This window comes from Streptomyces sp. NPDC060209 (genome assembly GCF_042728155.1).
In the GTDB taxonomy this organism is placed as follows: Bacteria; Actinomycetota; Actinomycetes; order Streptomycetales; family Streptomycetaceae; genus Streptomyces.
The window spans coordinates 44140-59330 of sequence record NZ_JBHWZS010000018.1 but is presented as its reverse complement, the minus strand read 5'-3'; the positions used below and the strand labels follow the sequence as shown (position 1 = coordinate 59330).

11 protein-coding genes, 1 tRNA gene and 1 pseudogene are annotated in these 15191 nt (G+C 68.8%); 8 read left to right on the top strand and 5 right to left on the bottom strand.

Annotated elements, in window-relative coordinates; genetic code table 11:
- Window positions 1-307: 307 nt before the first annotated feature.
- On the top strand, window positions 308-787 hold the full coding sequence (locus ACFWFI_RS06255; protein ID WP_387386131.1) for an HIT family protein: 480 nt from the start codon (window positions 308-310) through the stop codon (window positions 785-787).
- Window positions 788-960: 173 nt separating this feature from the next.
- Here ACFWFI_RS06255 and ACFWFI_RS06250 read toward each other — a convergent pair whose 3' ends face one another.
- Window positions 961-1989, bottom strand: coding sequence for a saccharopine dehydrogenase family protein (locus ACFWFI_RS06250; RefSeq protein ID WP_387386128.1), 1029 nt, complete (start codon window positions 1987-1989; stop codon window positions 961-963).
- 111 nt (window positions 1990-2100) lie between these two features.
- Here ACFWFI_RS06250 and ACFWFI_RS06245 point away from each other — a divergent pair, with 111 nt between their 5' ends.
- Window positions 2101-3102 (top strand): helix-turn-helix domain-containing protein, encoded by a 1002-nt coding sequence (locus ACFWFI_RS06245; protein WP_387386125.1) that lies wholly within the window; start codon window positions 2101-2103, stop codon window positions 3100-3102.
- A gap of 554 nt (window positions 3103-3656) precedes the next feature.
- Window positions 3657-4391, top strand: a complete 735-nt coding sequence (locus ACFWFI_RS06240; protein WP_387386122.1) for a dienelactone hydrolase family protein — start codon at window positions 3657-3659, stop codon at window positions 4389-4391.
- A gap of 268 nt (window positions 4392-4659) precedes the next feature.
- Here the strand turns inward: ACFWFI_RS06240 and ACFWFI_RS06235 are convergent.
- Window positions 4660-4733, bottom strand: a tRNA-Gly gene (locus tag ACFWFI_RS06235).
- A 310-nt stretch (window positions 4734-5043) separates the two neighbouring features.
- On the opposite strand from ACFWFI_RS06235, the gene ACFWFI_RS06230 reads away from it, so the two are divergent.
- From ACFWFI_RS06230 to ACFWFI_RS06220, 3 genes are all read left to right on the top strand, one after another.
- Window positions 5044-7146, top strand: a complete 2103-nt coding sequence (locus ACFWFI_RS06230) for a hypothetical protein (protein ID WP_387386120.1) — start codon at window positions 5044-5046, stop codon at window positions 7144-7146.
- Window positions 7147-7906: 760 nt separating this feature from the next.
- Window positions 7907-8302 (top strand): GNAT family N-acetyltransferase, encoded by a 396-nt coding sequence (locus ACFWFI_RS06225; RefSeq protein ID WP_387386117.1) that lies wholly within the window; start codon window positions 7907-7909, stop codon window positions 8300-8302.
- A 617-nt stretch (window positions 8303-8919) separates the two neighbouring features.
- Complete coding sequence (locus ACFWFI_RS06220) at window positions 8920-9951, top strand: hypothetical protein (RefSeq protein WP_387386114.1); 1032 nt, start codon at window positions 8920-8922, stop codon at window positions 9949-9951.
- A gap of 34 nt (window positions 9952-9985) precedes the next feature.
- On the opposite strand, the gene ACFWFI_RS06215 is transcribed toward ACFWFI_RS06220, so the two are convergent.
- The 3 genes and pseudogenes from ACFWFI_RS06215 to ACFWFI_RS06205 form a co-directional block, all read right to left on the bottom strand.
- On the bottom strand, window positions 9986-11218 hold the full coding sequence (locus ACFWFI_RS06215) for a hypothetical protein (protein WP_387386111.1): 1233 nt from the start codon (window positions 11216-11218) through the stop codon (window positions 9986-9988).
- Between the two features lie 113 nt (window positions 11219-11331).
- Window positions 11332-11868, bottom strand: a pseudogene (locus ACFWFI_RS06210) (GNAT family N-acetyltransferase).
- Between the two features lie 144 nt (window positions 11869-12012).
- Window positions 12013-12951, bottom strand: coding sequence for a MerR family transcriptional regulator (locus ACFWFI_RS06205; protein ID WP_387386109.1), 939 nt, complete (start codon window positions 12949-12951; stop codon window positions 12013-12015).
- A gap of 319 nt (window positions 12952-13270) precedes the next feature.
- Here ACFWFI_RS06205 and ACFWFI_RS06200 point away from each other — a divergent pair, with 319 nt between their 5' ends.
- Entirely contained in the window at window positions 13271-13966 is a 696-nt protein-coding gene (locus ACFWFI_RS06200) for a response regulator transcription factor (RefSeq protein WP_387386107.1), read from the top strand.
- Window positions 13959-15065: a sensor histidine kinase gene (locus tag ACFWFI_RS06195; protein ID WP_387386105.1), complete on the top strand. Its 1107-nt coding sequence runs from the start codon at window positions 13959-13961 to the stop codon at window positions 15063-15065. The genes ACFWFI_RS06200 and ACFWFI_RS06195 overlap by 8 nt, the downstream gene beginning before the upstream one ends.
- The last annotated feature ends 126 nt before the right edge of the window (window positions 15066-15191 follow it).

Genomic DNA, 15191 nt, shown 5'->3' with positions numbered 1-15191 from the left:
GCGCACTACTGCACGGGCGCGAAATCGAGCTCACCAAAAGGGAATTCGAATTGCTGTCGACGCTCGCCCGGAATGCCGCCACATCGACGCGCCGACGTTCGAGCAGGAACTGACGGTCCAAGGTGGCGAGAGCGAGCTGTCGCACGGTGAGGCTCATGGCGGGGATCATGCCACCTTCGGTTCGGCTCCCTTGTAGAGCAATTACCCACAGGGGACGCCCAGTTGGAGAACCCCTCTTGCATTTGAACTTCGCAGGACCTGAGTCACTCGGCTGTGACACCAGTGAGCAGGAGCATAGGTTTCGTCCATGACGAGCGAATGGCGGACGGACCGGATCGGGAGCGCTCTGCGCGGGGAGAACCCCACAGTGCTACGGCGGTTGAGGGCAGGGTTCGCGGTGATCGGAGACGTGCAGTTTCTGCCCGGCTACTCGGTTCTCCTTGTGGACGAGCCCCATGTGCAGCGGCTGTCCGAGCTCCCCAGGGCGAAGAGGCTGGCGTTCCTCTCCGATATGGACGTGCTCGGTGAAGCCGTGGAGAATGCCTGCCGGCGTCTCGACCCGGCATTTCGCCGGGTGAACTTGGAGATTCTCGGCAACACCGATGGATTCCTGCACGCTCATGTGTGGCCGCGCTTCGAGTGGGAAGCGACCGGCCTGGTGCACCGGCCTGTCTGGCTCTATCCCCGTGAGAATTGGTCGGACGAGCGATATTCTCTGGCCGCTCGCCATCACACATTGCGGGAAGAGATCAGCAGGGACCTCGATCTGCTGACCGCGCCGGTCTGACGGCAAGCTCGGCCCGGCCACCCACGCACACCGGCATGTGCGGCACCGGGACAGGATCCAGGCGTGGCGCGCGACGACAGGCGGGCAACGCCAGGACGACTGCGGATCCACGCGGGCAATCACCCAGTGCCAGTTCACCGGCTGCCCGGCGCGAGCCATGGGCGGTCGGCCCGCTACGGACGCAGTTCCAGGGTGATGTGCGGGGACAGTCCACGGAGGAAGTCGGCCGCATCGAAGATCTCGCCTGCGGAGGCGACGCCGAACGCGTGGGTCCGTCCCTTGAGAATGCGGTCGACCGCCTCCACCACGAGCGGCGCGGTGACGGCGTAGATGTCCTGACCGCGGGCCACGGCTCGCCGTTCGGCATCGCCCGAGCGCACGACGACGTCGACGAGGAAGGTCTGCGAGGACCGCCCCCGCGTGTCGACCGCGGTCGGCGTCGGTGTGTCCGGGGTCGCGATGTCCCGGGCAGCCTCGACCGTCATGTAGGTGCGCACCTCGGGGATGGGCAGGTGGCTGGGTACGGTCACGACGTCGGCCATCGTGAACTCCCCGATGACGGGCCGGGGGCCCATCGGGTCGGGGAAGCGCCACTCCAGGGTCGGCGGGTCGTCGTGACGGTGCTCCAACCGCCCGTTGGCGTAACGGATGCGCCCACCGCCCCGCCGCTCCCGGGAGACCGCTCCCGCCGTGCGCGTCCCGGCGGTGGGGTGCCAGCTGCTCAGTCCGTACGCGATGTGCGCCTCGTCGGCCGCAGTCCAGTCCCCCATCGCGGCGGTGACCAGGAGGTCCCCCAGGCCTCCGAAGAAGGCCATCGCAGGAACGATCAATGCTTGTTCGGCGCGGGCGCGGTCGGTGAAGTGCGTGAACGTATCGACGTTGGCCTCGATCTCGGCGGCCACATCCACATAGGGGATCCCGGCGCGCAGTGCCGCCTCGATCACGGGGGCGGCAGTGGTGGCGAAGGGCCCGGCACAGTTGATCACGGCTGCGGCACCTGCCAGCGCACGGTCGAGCGAGGCCGGATCGTCGACCGACGCCGGGCGGACGTCCAACTCGGTTCCGTACGCCAGTGCCTTCAGCTTCCCGGGGTCGCGGCCGGCGAGAACCGGGAGAAACCCACGCTCCCTCAGTTCCGCCACCACGAACCGGCCCGTGTGTCCATATGCGCCGTATACCGCCACCGTCTGACCCGATCTCATGGGTCCTCCCCTGCACTCGAAATGATCCGCTGCGCTCTGTCACAGACATCCTCGCGAAGACCGACACCCACCGCGACTGTCCGGAACGCCATGCCCCGTACAATTCCGGACATGACTACTGTCGCGCTGGCCGTCACCGACGGCATGCTGCATTTCGAGCTGTCCCTGGCGTGCGAGGTCTTCGGAGCAGACATGACCGGCTGGGCGGACCCCTGGTACAGCCTCTCGGTCTGCGGGCCGAGCGCCGTGCGGATCGGCCGCTTCGGACTGGATCCCGATCAGGGACTCGACCGCCTCCCGCACGCCGACACCGTGATCGTTCCGGGCTGGGCCGACATCGACCAGGCCCCGCCGGCAGAGCTGATCGATGCGGTGCGCTCGGCCCACGCCGCGGGCGCACGCGTGGTCTCCCTCTGCACGGGCGCCTTCGTGCTGGCCGCCGCCGGTCTGCTGGACGGCAGGCGTGCGACCACGCACTGGGCACACACGCAGGAGCTGGCCAGGCGCCACCCCCAGGTCACGGTGGACCCGGACGTCCTCTACGTGGACAACGGCAGTGTGCTCACCTCCGCCGGCAAGGCCGCCGCCATGGACCTGTGCCTGCACCTCGTCCGCCTCGACCACGGTTCGTCGATCGCCAACACCCTCGCCCGCCGTCTGGTCGTGCCACCGCACCGGGACGGCGGCCAGGCCCAGTTCGTCACCACCCCGGTTCCTGCCCCGGACAACCACCCACTCGCCGAGCTCTTCCCCTGGGTGGTCCAACGGCTGGACCACCCGCTCACCGTGGAGGACATGGCCCGCCAGGCGCGGATGAGCTCACGCAACCTGGGCCGACATTTCAGATCGGTGACCGGCACCACCCCCTTACAATGGCTGCTCACCCAACGGATCCGCCACGCCCAGGAGTTGCTGGAGGCCACGGACGACACCCTCGACACCATCGCAGCGAACACGGGCATGGGCACCGCCACGACGTTGCGCCGGCACTTCAACCGCACGGTCGGCGTGCCTCCGGACACCTACCGCCGCACCTTCCGCTCGCGAACCCGCCCCGGGACGAACGGGACTCACCCGCCAACCGCGGCGCCCCTTACCGTGTCGGCAGGTTGACTGCCGCGGAGCCGAAGCCTCCTTCGAGGACGGTCCGGGTGATCCGGGGCCGGCCCCGCAGGGCCAGGAGTTCCGGCGACAGGGGCGGGACTGAACGGCGCCCAGTCCCCCGCGCCGATGGACTCTCCGAACACGGACCCGCGACCCCACGAGCACACAGCATGCCGGCGAAACGTGTCGCCCCCATGCACGTACTGCGCGCCGAACCTCTCCGAAGGCGGTGGGCGGCGGTGGGCGGCGGTACGCGCGAACCGTGTCACGGCAAGTCCATCCGCGCCCTGACGCTCCTCGGGCGCGCAAGGGTGCCACTGCCACTCGGGAGCTCGCGGCGACCCCAAGTAGCTCTGCGTAGTGTCTTCGTGGCCGCAGACTCCGCAAAAAACGCGTTTGCCGGACGAGGGCGACCTGCTACATTTTCGGAGGCCGTGCGACAGATCGAGGAGGTGGTACCCGTGAACGCAGTATCGACATGGGTGCTTCCCTCCGGGGTCACGGTCGGGCGATAGACAGGTCGCCGGGAGCGCCGTTCCAGTGCACTCCCGAAAGGCACGACCATGCATTTCACTTCCGAGCAGCGCCTCGACTACGGCGTCCTCGAACGCGAATTCACCCTCGGTGAGATCCCCGGCATCCTGTGGACACCCGCATCCGCACCGGCGCCGACGCCGCTGATCCTGCTCGGCCACCCTCCCCTCGGGCTGCGCAAGATGTACCCCCGACTGGTGGCCCGGGCCCTACACTCGGCGGCGGACGGCTTCGCCACGGCCACCATCGAGCTCCCCGGAAGCGGCGACCGGCCCCGTTGGCCCGCCGCCGAGCAGGCCCGGGCCGATCTGCGCCGAGCGATGGACGCCGGCGAGCCGGTCGGCGACGAGATCGTCGACGCACTCATCCTCCCGCTGGTCGACAAGGCGGTCCCGGAATGGCAGGCCGCCCTGGACGCCCTCCTTTCGCTGCCCGAGATCGGCGGCCCGGTCGGGTACTCGGGGGGAGTGATCTCCATCGGCATCCGGCTGGCGGTGGTCGAGCCTCGCATCTCGGCCGCCGTTCTGTTCGCCGGGAGTTTCGTGCCTCGCGCGCTGTTCGAGGAGGCCCGGCAGGTCACCATTCCACTGCACGTCCTGCTGCAGTGGGACGACGAAGGGAACGACCGGCAAGCGACCCTGGACCTGTTCGACGCCTTCGACTCCAAGGAGAAGTCCCTGCATGCCCATCTCGGCGGGCACACCGGCGTCCCGCAGTTCGCGGGGGACGCCGCGGCCCAGTTCTTCACCCGACATCTGAAGTGAGGCCGGGCCGTCAGACCGGCAGCAGACGGTAGCTGATGTCGGCCGGCACACCGCTCATCGAAAACAGGTCCCGGCCCTCCGCAGCTCTCTCCGCCGTGGGCCCCTGCTGAACTCTCGGCGGGGGCCCGTGCTGCGTGAAGTCATGAACACTTCGATGCCTGCAGAGCTTCGAGTGGTGCCCAAACTCTTGCTTCTGTGATGAGAGCAAGCCGAGTGACGACTGGGCATCTCTGCAGGACAGGCGGAACTGCCTGAGGAAGGGCCGGAATGGGGCCGACCGGATTCGAACCGGCGTCCTCCCAAATGCGGTGAAGGCGCGACGGCCACTGCGCTACGAGCCCCGTCCCCACTGATCGTACGAGCCCGCACACCCAGCCGCTCATAGCTGGTGGAGACAACGACGGATCACTCAACGTGGCGACACCACAGAACTTGAGCCGGAACCGGTTCTCTCGTGAACATGGCGAGACTTCCCGTCCGGTCCGGCGAGAACCGAGCTGGAGTGAGGTGCCTGGGGCAGCTCACTCCAGCTCTACAGCACGCCGGGCAACCTCTTTGCTTGCTGATCGTTCATGGACAGCCGTGCCGTGCGTATCCGGGCCGCCTCTGCCGCCGACCACCGTTGTCTGAGGTGCCTGGCAGACTCGCGACCATGTTCACGGGGATCGACGACGTCGACTGGGCGTCCATGGGCCATGCGTACGGCGACGCTTCCGATGTGCCGGATCTACTGCGGGGGCTGGCGTCCTCCGACGCGGCCGAGCGGGAGATCGCGCTCGATGGCATGCACGGTGCAGTGCACCACCAAGGGGACGTGTACGACAGCACGGTCGCGTGCATCCCGTTCCTGTTCGAGCTGGTGGGGACAGTGGGCCTGCCGGGACGTGGGGAGATCGTCGACCTGCTGCGCAGTGTCGAGGGTGACGGCCGTGACCCGGAGGAGATGGACTTCTGGTCCGACGACGAGGACGAGTACGCGGCCTGGGCCGGAATGCTCGCCGAGGCGGAGTCGAAGGTGCGGGCGCGCAGCGGTGCGCTCCTGGAGCTCCTCGACGACGCCGACGAGGGTCTGAGGCGGGCGTTGCCGGGCGCATTGGTGCAGTTGCACGACGAGCCGGAGACGGTCCTGGCAGCGCTGCGCCGAAGGCTCGCCGGGGAGCGGGATCCGGGGGTACTGCGGGCTTTGGTGGCCGCACTGGGTGAACTGGGTGTCCGCAGGGCCGAGTTCGCGGAACTTGCCGGTGAGACTCTGGCCGGCCTCCTCGCCCGGGGCAACGGGCCGGGCGATGCCGGGCTGCAGCTGTCCGCCCTCGTGCAGCTGGCGCGCTGCGCGCCCGGCCGGCTCCCTGAGCGGTCCGTGGAGATCGCCACCGGCGTGATGCGGGAGGCACGCGACGCGCAGGAGGACGCATCCGCGCACGAGAACACGGCCCCCGCCCCACAGACACCGACGATGATCTCCTATCTGCGCCGGCTAAAGGCGTCCCAGAGCACCACGGCCAAGGCCCCCTGGGCGACCGAGCTGCTCGCGGACCTGCACCGCGCCCTGGACGACCGAGTCGTCGAACGCTTCGCGCTGCTGGAGGACCAGCTGTGCAGCCCCGACTGGGGCCAGCGACGCGAGGCGATCGACATGGGCGGCCTGTTGCTGACGGGATGGCGGGGCCCGCACGAGGAGCCTGTGCGGCTCCTGGGTGAGCAGATCCGCGAAGCCGACCACCGCATCGTCCGGTGGGCGGCTTCGGAGCTCAGACACCTGTACGGCATCGGGAGGCCGGCGGCCCACGCGCTGGCCGAACGGGCGGCGGCCGGACCGGACTTCCCGCCCCAGGCACGGTGGCACGAAACCTCCTACGGGGCCGTGCTAGGCGCGCTCGCCGCACAGGGCGACGCGCGGGCCGTGCCGGGGCTCGCAGAAGTGCTCCGGTTCGGACACGTGCCGGAGGACCTGGGCGACTGGATCGACCGCATGGACCAGGGCGCCGCCGCGGCGCTGGCGCCGGTGCTGGAGGGAAGGCTGTCCGCGCTCGATCCGGTGGACCGTTCCTGGCGCGCCGAGCACCTGCTGAAGGCCGCGGTTGCCGTCGGATCGGCCGAGGCTCCGGTCACGGTCATCCGGATTCTGCGGACCCCCGCGGACCGGCTCGTCCCGGCAAGGGGCGCAGCGTTGCGCGCCCTGGCACGACTCGGCCCGACGGCCGCACGGGAGGCACTCCCGGAGCTTCGGTCACTGGCACGGAACGGCACGTCACAGCACAGCGTCGAGGCGGCTGCGGCACTGTGGTCGGTCGGAGGCGAGGAGGAGACCGCCCTGCCCGCACTCAGAACGGCGCTCGCAGCCGAGGACTGGTCGCCGCTGTGCGACGCGCTACGTGTGGTCGCCGGCATGGGAGCGGGGGCATCTGTGCTACTGCCCGAACTGCGCGCGCTAGCGGCGTCACCGGAGAAGAACGTCGGCTGGGTCGCCGGCGACCTCGCGGTGGCGCTGTGGGAGGCGGGCCATGGTGTGGAGGAGTCCCTGCCCGTCCTCCTGCACGCATGGTCCGCGCACAGCGACAACCGGCCTGACGTGGTCAGGGTGTGGGCGGGCATGGGTTCCGCGGCCGCCCCCGCGGTCCCCGTGCTCCGCCAAGAGCTCATTGCGGCACGCCGCCACAACAACACGGGCGGCACGGGCCGGATGCGCTACCGCTGCGCCGACGACGAACTGCTGCTGCAGCACGCCCGCGCCGTGCTCATGGCGTGCGGCCCGTAGGCGGTTGTTTGCGAGGACAGCATCCGAACGGAGGAGTCTGCCCCAGCCAGGAGGGAGGGGCTCGCCCGCCCGGCAGCGGTCCGCGCATCGCGCATCGACTCGGCCAGTTCGGCGCGAGCCTTCCTCGGCGACGGCCGCGACAATGGCGCCCCTGCCCTTGAAGTGGCTGCAGGGCACGGGCTGGCTGTACTCCACGCGCTCGGCGAGGCGGCGGCGGTGACCGTCTCCCAGCCCTCGGGCCTCGGCCAACTCGCGTGCCACGGGGAGGATTGGGCGGTGGCGCTGGGCGCGCTCCCGCTCGCGGCGATTCCGGCTGTTCGACACAAGAGGAATCCTGGCAACGCCAGACATCAGGCCATGGCTATGTCCAGCATCGCTAGAAGACTGAGCGGCGCTCGACAGGGGGTCGGCGCCGCGAGAAGAGGAGAGCCCCCGCCATGCCTACCGCCGCCACCGTCATCCGGAATCCACAGCAGCACCGCCGCGGCCATGGCCGCGGCCGGCGCCGTGCTGCTGCTGTCCTGACCGCGACCACGGACGCTCCCCCGCGAGGGGTGTCCGCCGACGGCAACACTCCGATGCTGCCGTGGCAAGAACCCCCGGTGACGTCAATACTCGGGTTCTGGGTGCGCGGTGCACTGCCTCGCGTCCGGGGTGCGGGGCGTGGTCAGGCCAGGTTTGCCAACTCCTCCGCGAACGGGCTCTCCTCACCCAGTAATCGATTCGGGCCGATACCGTACCGAGGCACTATGATCCGGGCGTGGCGATCAAGTATGAGTGGCGGGGCGACTTCGACAACGCGTCCCTCGACGCGTTGCACGCGGACGGCTTCGGCTCCCCGGTCACTCAGACCGGCTGGCGAGCACGACTTGAGCGCCACAGCCTCGGCTGGGTCTGCGCGTGGGAAGCCGGCTCTCTGATCGGATTCGTCAACGTTGCCTGGGACGGCGGAGCACACGCCTTCATTCTGGACACGGTGGTCGCCGGGCCTCATCGGTCGAGAGGGGTTGGCGCCTCGCTTGTCGCAGCTGCGGCCAAGGAGGCCCGTTCCGCGAAGTGCGAGTGGCTTCACGTCGACTTCGAGGAACATCTACGTTCGTTCTATTTCGATGCCTGTGGTTTCCGGGAGACATCAGCGGGGCTGATCGCCCTCTGACTGATCATTCCAGGATGAGCTTCGGAATCTCTCAAGCAGAGGGTTCTGCAGGCGAGTTGTCATAGGCCGACGTGGTGGTCGAAACAGTCCCAGTCCGCCGCGTGCATCGCGTCCCCCTCCGTGTCGCTGAGGTGGAAGCAGTTGCCGTTGGCCCACACCGTGACTGAATCGGGTCGATGCCCGACCTGGAACGGCTCGTCCTCGCGCAACATCCCGGACCACAAGAGCCGTCACTCGCCGATGAGTGAGTTGCCACGACGCAGGTCCGGTCCGGCAGGATGCGATGGATGTCGGCCCACGGCTCGACGACCAGCTCCAGCATCTCCTCGCCATTGTTGCTGACCAGCAGCCGTGCCGTCTTCCCTGTGAAAATTCTCGATACCCCATTGCCCTGGGGCGGTCAGTCACACGACTGCCGTCCACGCCATGAGTGGCGGCGACCACCATGGCTGTCCAGGCATTCACCGCACGGAGCCCTTCGCGTCCCACCGGAATGCCCGGTTGACCGCTTTAGGCGGGCAGCTGCTGGCCGAACGGGTTGGCTCGGGCCGTAGGGTGAGGCGTTGTTACGGCTCCGGTGGGGCCGAAGTGCGATCGGCGCGACGGGGGCGGGGACGATGCGGCGCTGGGTGAAGGTGTCGGTGGCGGCAGCTGTGGTCCTGGGGGTCGGCGGCTATGTGGCGCAGCCCTACGTGAAGGAGTGGGCGTTGATCCGCAACGCCTGCGGCGGGGGTCTTGTCGGCGATGCCGTGGAGCAGTTGACGCCAGACGGGTCCCTATTGGGTTCCGAGGAGTCCAGGAGCACGGAAGGGCTCGGCTCCTATACATGCGATGTCACCCTGACGGGCGGAGATACGGACGGAAAGCGGTTCGTCTCGGTGGCCGCGTACACCCGGCGTGATGACCAGGACAGGGAGTTGATGTCCGTCTTCACGGAGGGTGGATTCGACCAGCAGGCGGCACTGCCCGACGGCCTGCCGGGATTCGTCGACCAGTACAAAGCGATTCGTCTGCTCGTGCCCTGCCCAGACCTTCCCGCGGACGATGAAGGCAGGAAGCGCAAGCTTCTGGTCCACATCCAGATGGGGCGCGAGGTACTCACCGGAGTCCCCGGAGCCGCCCATCGGACAGCGGTCACGCTCACCCACATGGCCTCGGAGAAGCTCGGCTGCGGCGCGGATCCCTTGAAGGCCCCGGAGCGGTTGGCACCGCTGAACGTCCCGTCGGACGATCCGAAGAGGGTGCCGGTGGCGCGGGCCGAGGGCACGCCCTGCGGGTGGGTGACCGGAGCCGGACTGCCCTCGGACGACAACTGGCAGATCGCCGTGGCCGCCAACGACACTGCACCCAGCGGGCGTTGTGACCTGTTCTCCGCTGCGGACGGAGAGAGCACACGGAATCCGTCGAGGCTCGCTTTCGTCTCCTGGTACGGCGATTGGAGCAACCGCCTCACCGTCTACCAGAACAAGGGCGTGCCCCGGTCCATGACCGCAACCGCTCTGTGCGAGGGCGAGGCCGCCAACTACGCCCTCGCAGCGTCCCAGGACACTCCGAGGGGCGGGGCGGCGGCCAGGCAGCGGATGCTGAAGCTGTTCGCCGAGGACGAGGTACGGCGGCGCGGCTGTACCGACCTGCGCTTCCACTTCTGAGAGGGAGCGGACGGGGCGGGAGTTCGGAGCGGGTTCAGAAGCGCAGCCACAGCGCGCGGACATAGGCGTCGTCCATCAACTGCTTGATGGCGGCGGCACGCCCCGCCGGCACACCGCGGTCCTTCGCCCAGGCGTCGAGCACTGTGAACACCTGATGCCGCCCGTCCATGAGGTCGCCGTGGACCGGCCCGGCCGCCGGACGGTCCGCTATGTCGCCCATCACCGGACGCGAGTCCAGCTGGTTCTCGGCGGGACGGAAGGTGCCGCGGGTATTGCGCCGTACGGTCCTGTCGAACTCGGCGAGATCGGCAATGGTGCGGTCCCTGGCGTATCCGGCACGGTGATTCATGAGCGTGCCAATGCGGCCGGCGACATCTTGGAGGTCGTTGTCGGAGCCGGCTGTCGGGGTGGAGAGGCTGTCCGGGCGCGACGGGGGGCGGAAGCCCGGGTCGCCGCCGTCGTCGGTGAGACGCTCCAGATAGTGCGCGAGATCGGCGCGCTCGGCGTCGTAGAGAATCGCGAACGCCTCCGGATCCTTGCTGAGTTCCGCGACCAGGGACTCCATGTCCGCGTCCGCGCCCAGGCTGCTGTCGGCGTACCCGAAGACGGAGTGCGCCTCGTCAGGGGCGAGGAAGCGGCCGAACACCGACCAGCCCTCAGCGTCGGGCCGTGCCTCCTCGGGAGTGACGGCCGGACCGGGCAGGTCGTTTATGCCCCATCCCTTGTCCTTTCCGGCGTCCACCACGTACTCGGCCACCATGCGGGCCAGGCCCGGCGCCAGACCTTCGGGGAGCTTGAGGTCGTGTACGGCAGCCGTCACCGCGTAGGCCGTCCGGGCCTGCGCCAGGGTGTGCGGCCTGCCAGGACCCGCAGAACGCGTAGCGGCGTCCACGATGCGGCCCAGAACCTGCACGCCGTCACCGCACACGCTCTCGTGCCTCAGAAGCTTCCTCGCCGATCCGAGGCGGGCGAGATCGTCCCCCGGATCAAGAGCTTTGGTGGCTGCCCGGGGGTCGTCCGCGAGGGCGCGGTCCGAGGATGTCAGGTGCCAGCAGGCCTGCGCCGATGTGTCATCGGAGCCGGCAAGGACCAGGGGAATCGCCACCCCGGCCGCCACCAGGACCACGAGCGCCACAGCGGGGACGGCCAGCCGGTGATCCCTCAGCCCGCGCCACCGGCCGCCGGACCCTGTGCCGCCGGACCCTGTGCCGCCGGCGCCTTCGGCGCGCAAGCCGTCGCTGTCGTCCTTGCTTCCCCCATCACGCATCCGGGCAGACTAGCGACCGCCGGTGTGCGGCGATCCGGCGGGGGATCCGTCCGCCCGTCCGTTCCCGGATGCGTGGTGTCCCGCACTGGGCAGGTGCGGGCAGCCACGTTCGGCTATCGCTCCGGCTTCCGATCAAGTGGCCTTCTCTGCGGGCTGCGAGCACCCGAGCGCCGTATGTGCAGGTGCCCATCGCGGGGGAAGGAGGGCGGCACCGCGGGCAGCAACGTGTCGAAGTCGTAGCGGCTCTTCTGCGCAACCCGGCACGATGCCAGGTTGTCCACCTGGTGCAGGAGTTCGAAACGCTCCAGCCCGTCGGCTTCGAAGTTGGCGAAGGCCCAGCTGGTGAGTGCCTCCAGGGCGCGGGGCGCCACTCCCTGCCCGCGTGCGTGCGCCGCGGTCCAGTAGCCCACCTCGGCAGCCGGTTTACCGGGGGTGATTTCCTTGAGGACCACGTTGCCCACCAACTGTTCGCGAACTGAATCGGGTTGTGCCTCAAGGACGGCGAAGCCGAATCGGTCCCCCGCTACCCAGCCCCGTTGCTGGACCTCCACCCACCGTGCCCCGCCGGCATCGTTGTCCGCGACCGAGCTCGCTCACTGGCGTAAACCGGGATCCCGGCTCACTTCGGCCAACGTGGCAGCGTCCTCCATGCGCCAGGGGCGCAGAACGAGAGCGGGAGAGGCCAGCGTAGCGGCCACCTGAATTACGACGGGGCACTCACCAACCGATCGTATGCGGCGGCTTTTTCACCCGACACCAGCTACGTCCGGCCCATGCCGCTTGCGACCGCCCTGTCATTGCCGTGTCCGGACCCGCAGAGCCTGGACGGACCAGTCGAACAGTGGAGCCAGACTCTCCGGGGCCGGCCAGCCGTTGACCACTGCGAGCCGCTCGAGGTACCGCTCCCTGCGCGGGTCGTTCACGCTCTCCAGCCGATTCGCCAGCCGGCGGCGAAGCTCGACGTCGTCGGGGCGGCCGAGGAGGTGCGCGTAGTGCGCCGTGAACACCGCGACGATCGGATCGGCCTGGGGCGAAGCCGGGTCGATGCCGGCGGTCAGGGCCGGGCCGGCCTGGTCACGGACGGCTGCGGAAATGTCACGTCGCGGGCCCATCATGTCGCTTCGGGCCTGCTCGGCTGCTTGGTCCTCGACCATCCGCCGCACGGAGGCGCGAAAACTCGGATCCAGGGACATTTCGGCCAATTCCACCCACGCCTGGACTTGCTCGGCCTCCGGGTTGTCAGGTAGCTCGGGGGTCATTGAGCGCATGACCCCCGCGAAAGCGGGGGAAGTGTCAAGTCCGCCGAAGACGGCGTCGAGGAAATCGCCGATCAGACGGCGTCGTTCGTCCTCGGAGAGCTGGGCAAGTCGGTGCATGAGTTCCGTCTCCTCAGGTGTGGACCCGCGCTCGGCCACCGCCGTCAGCACCGCGCGCCGCAGGCACAGGACACGGATCTGCGCCGCCAGTGCTTCGGCGTGCGCCGCTGCCACCTCGGGAAGCGAGAGCTCGCGGTCCACGACCTTGTGGACCGTGGGGAGGTCCAGTCCCAGCTCGCGCAGGGTCCGCACCAGGTCCAGGCGTGCGACGGCGTCGATGTGGTACAGGCGGTAGCCGGCCGGGCTGCGGTCCGTCGGCGCCACGATTCCGCGATCGGAGTAGAACCGAATGGTCTTGACCGTGAGACCGGTCCGCCGAGCGAGCTCGCCGATCGAGTAGAGCGTGTCACCGTCCATGCCCCCACCTTCGTGTCTCCCCCTGCTGGAGACTCAAGTCCCTTCGCCTGCCGGCGGGCAACCACCCCTCATCCACAAGTCTCGACGATTCTTCCCGAGTCCCCGACGTCACAGGGGAATACATCCGGACCGGTGCGCACGGCGCGGACGTCGTGCACCCAGTCATTGTGCTGCCAGGGCCCTTCAGCCGCGAAGGTGTACGTGCCGTGAGCAGCCGCAGAGCCGTAGGTTCCACCCGCAGTCACAGCGATGCGACGGAGCCAGCACCCATGTGGTTCTCGATATGCCGACGATATGCGGCGACTCGTACCCTCGGAGCATGCGAGTGTTGATCGTCGAGGACGAGCCCTATATGGCAGAAGCCATCCGCGATGGCCTACGCCTGGAAGCGATCGCGTCCGACATAGCCGGTGACGGTGACACCGCTTTGGAATTGCTGAGCATCAACGCCTACGACATCGCCGTCCTCGACCGCGACATTCCCGGCCCGTCCGGTGACGAGATCGCCAAACACATCGTCGCCTCCGACAGCGGCATGCCGATCCTCATGCTCACCGCCGCCGACCGGCTCGACGACAAGGCTTCCGGGTTCGGACTCGGCGCCGACGACTACCTCACCAAGCCTTTCGAGCTCCAGGAACTCGTGCTCAGGCTCAGAGCACTCGACCGCAGACGCGCACACAACAGGCCGCCCGTGCGGGAGCTCGCGGGCCTGCGGCTCGATCCGTTCCGCCGGGAGGTCCACCGCGACGGCCGCTACGTCGCGCTGACCAGGAAGCAGTTCGCCGTGCTCGAAGTCCTCGTCGCTGCCGAGGGCGGTGTCGTCAGCGCCGAGGAGCTTCTGGAGCGGGCGTGGGACGAGAATGCGGACCCGTTCACCAATGCCGTACGCATCACGGTCTCGGCACTGCGCAAACGGCTCGGTGAACCCTGGGCCATAGCCACGGTGCCCGGCGCCGGGTACCGCATCCACACGCAGCCAGTAGCCGGCCACGAGGGCGGGGCCCGTGGATAGGCGGCCCGGGTTCAGCGTCCGCTTCAAACTCACCCTCAGCTACGCCGGATTCCTCATGTTCGCCGGCCTCCTGTTGCTCGCGGCGGTGTGGGTGTTCCTCCTGCGCTACGTCCCGGACCGTGCGATGCTCATCAACCCCGATGACGGGTTCAAGGGTGTTTTCCCCGTCCGGTCCGCCCTCCTGAGCGTATTCGCTCCGAGGGCAGCAGCAGTACTGGCGTTCCTGCTGGTGTTCGGACTCGTGGGCGGGTGGATTCTCGCCGGCCGCATGCTCGCCCCGCTGACCCGCATCACGGACGCCACAAGCATGGCCACGAAAGGATCGCTCTCCCACCGGATCCGGCTGCCGGGCCGCAGGGACGAGTTCCGTGAACTTGCCGACGCCTTCGACACGATGCTCGCCCGCCTCGAAGCGCACGTGGCCGAGCAGCGGAGATTCGCGGCCAACGCCTCGCACGAACTGCGCACCCCGCTGGCGATCTCGCGCACGCTTCTCCACGTGGCCCGCAGCGATCCGGCGCAGGACCTCGGTGAGATCATCAACCGCCTGCACGCCGTCAACACCCGGGCGATCGACCTCACCGAGGCGCTGCTAGTGCTCGGCCGCGCCGACCAGAGGTCCTTCACCCGAGAACCCGTCGACCTCTCCCTGCTCGTGGAAGAGGCCACCGAGACACTGCTCCCGCTCGCCGAGAAGCGCGGTGTCGCCATCGAGACCTCCGGTGACATCGCCACGGCTTTCGGCTCACAGGCGCTCCTGCTGCAGTTGACGACGAACCTTGTGCACAACGCGATCGTGCACAACCTGTCCGGTGGAGGCACGGTGTGGGTCGAGACCGGCGCCGGCCCCGAGACCGTGGTGCTCAGGGTCGGGAACAGCGGCGAGAAGCTCTCCCCGCAGATGGTCTCGACCCTCACCGAGCCGTTTCAGCGCGCCACCGAACGTATTCGCAACGACCACGCAGGTGTCGGACTCGGCCTGGCCATCGTCCGGCGGATCACCGAGGTGCACGACGGGTCCCTCACCATCACCCCGCGCGCTGAGGGCGGACTCCGTATCGCCGTTCAACTGCCCGTACCTTCTCCAAAGGACATCTGATCAGTGAGTGAAGCACTACGAGAAGTGCCGGATGGGCGGCAGCAAGGCGACGCCGAGGAGCGCGCGGGGGTCCTGAACACGGCTCAAGCCGGGCAGTGCGGCGCCGATCACGGAGGCACCGGCTCG

Excerpts from the sequence above, each read along its gene's own strand:
- ACFWFI_RS06230 (WP_387386120.1), top strand. The coding sequence starts at position 5,044 with ATGTTCACGGGGATCGACGACGTCGACTGGGCGTCCATGGGCCATGCG.
- ACFWFI_RS06250 (WP_387386128.1), bottom strand. The coding sequence starts at position 1,989 with ATGAGATCGGGTCAGACGGTGGCGGTATACGGCGCATATGGACACACG.
- ACFWFI_RS06255 (WP_387386131.1), top strand. The coding sequence starts at position 308 with ATGACGAGCGAATGGCGGACGGACCGGATCGGGAGCGCTCTGCGCGGG.
- ACFWFI_RS06240 (WP_387386122.1), top strand. The coding sequence starts at position 3,657 with ATGCATTTCACTTCCGAGCAGCGCCTCGACTACGGCGTCCTCGAACGC.
- ACFWFI_RS06200 (WP_387386107.1), top strand. The coding sequence starts at position 13,271 with ATGCGAGTGTTGATCGTCGAGGACGAGCCCTATATGGCAGAAGCCATC.
- ACFWFI_RS06205 (WP_387386109.1), bottom strand. The coding sequence starts at position 12,951 with ATGGACGGTGACACGCTCTACTCGATCGGCGAGCTCGCTCGGCGGACC.
- ACFWFI_RS06215 (WP_387386111.1), bottom strand. The coding sequence starts at position 11,218 with ATGCGTGATGGGGGAAGCAAGGACGACAGCGACGGCTTGCGCGCCGAA.
- ACFWFI_RS06245 (WP_387386125.1), top strand. The coding sequence starts at position 2,101 with ATGACTACTGTCGCGCTGGCCGTCACCGACGGCATGCTGCATTTCGAG.
- ACFWFI_RS06220 (WP_387386114.1), top strand. The coding sequence starts at position 8,920 with ATGCGGCGCTGGGTGAAGGTGTCGGTGGCGGCAGCTGTGGTCCTGGGG.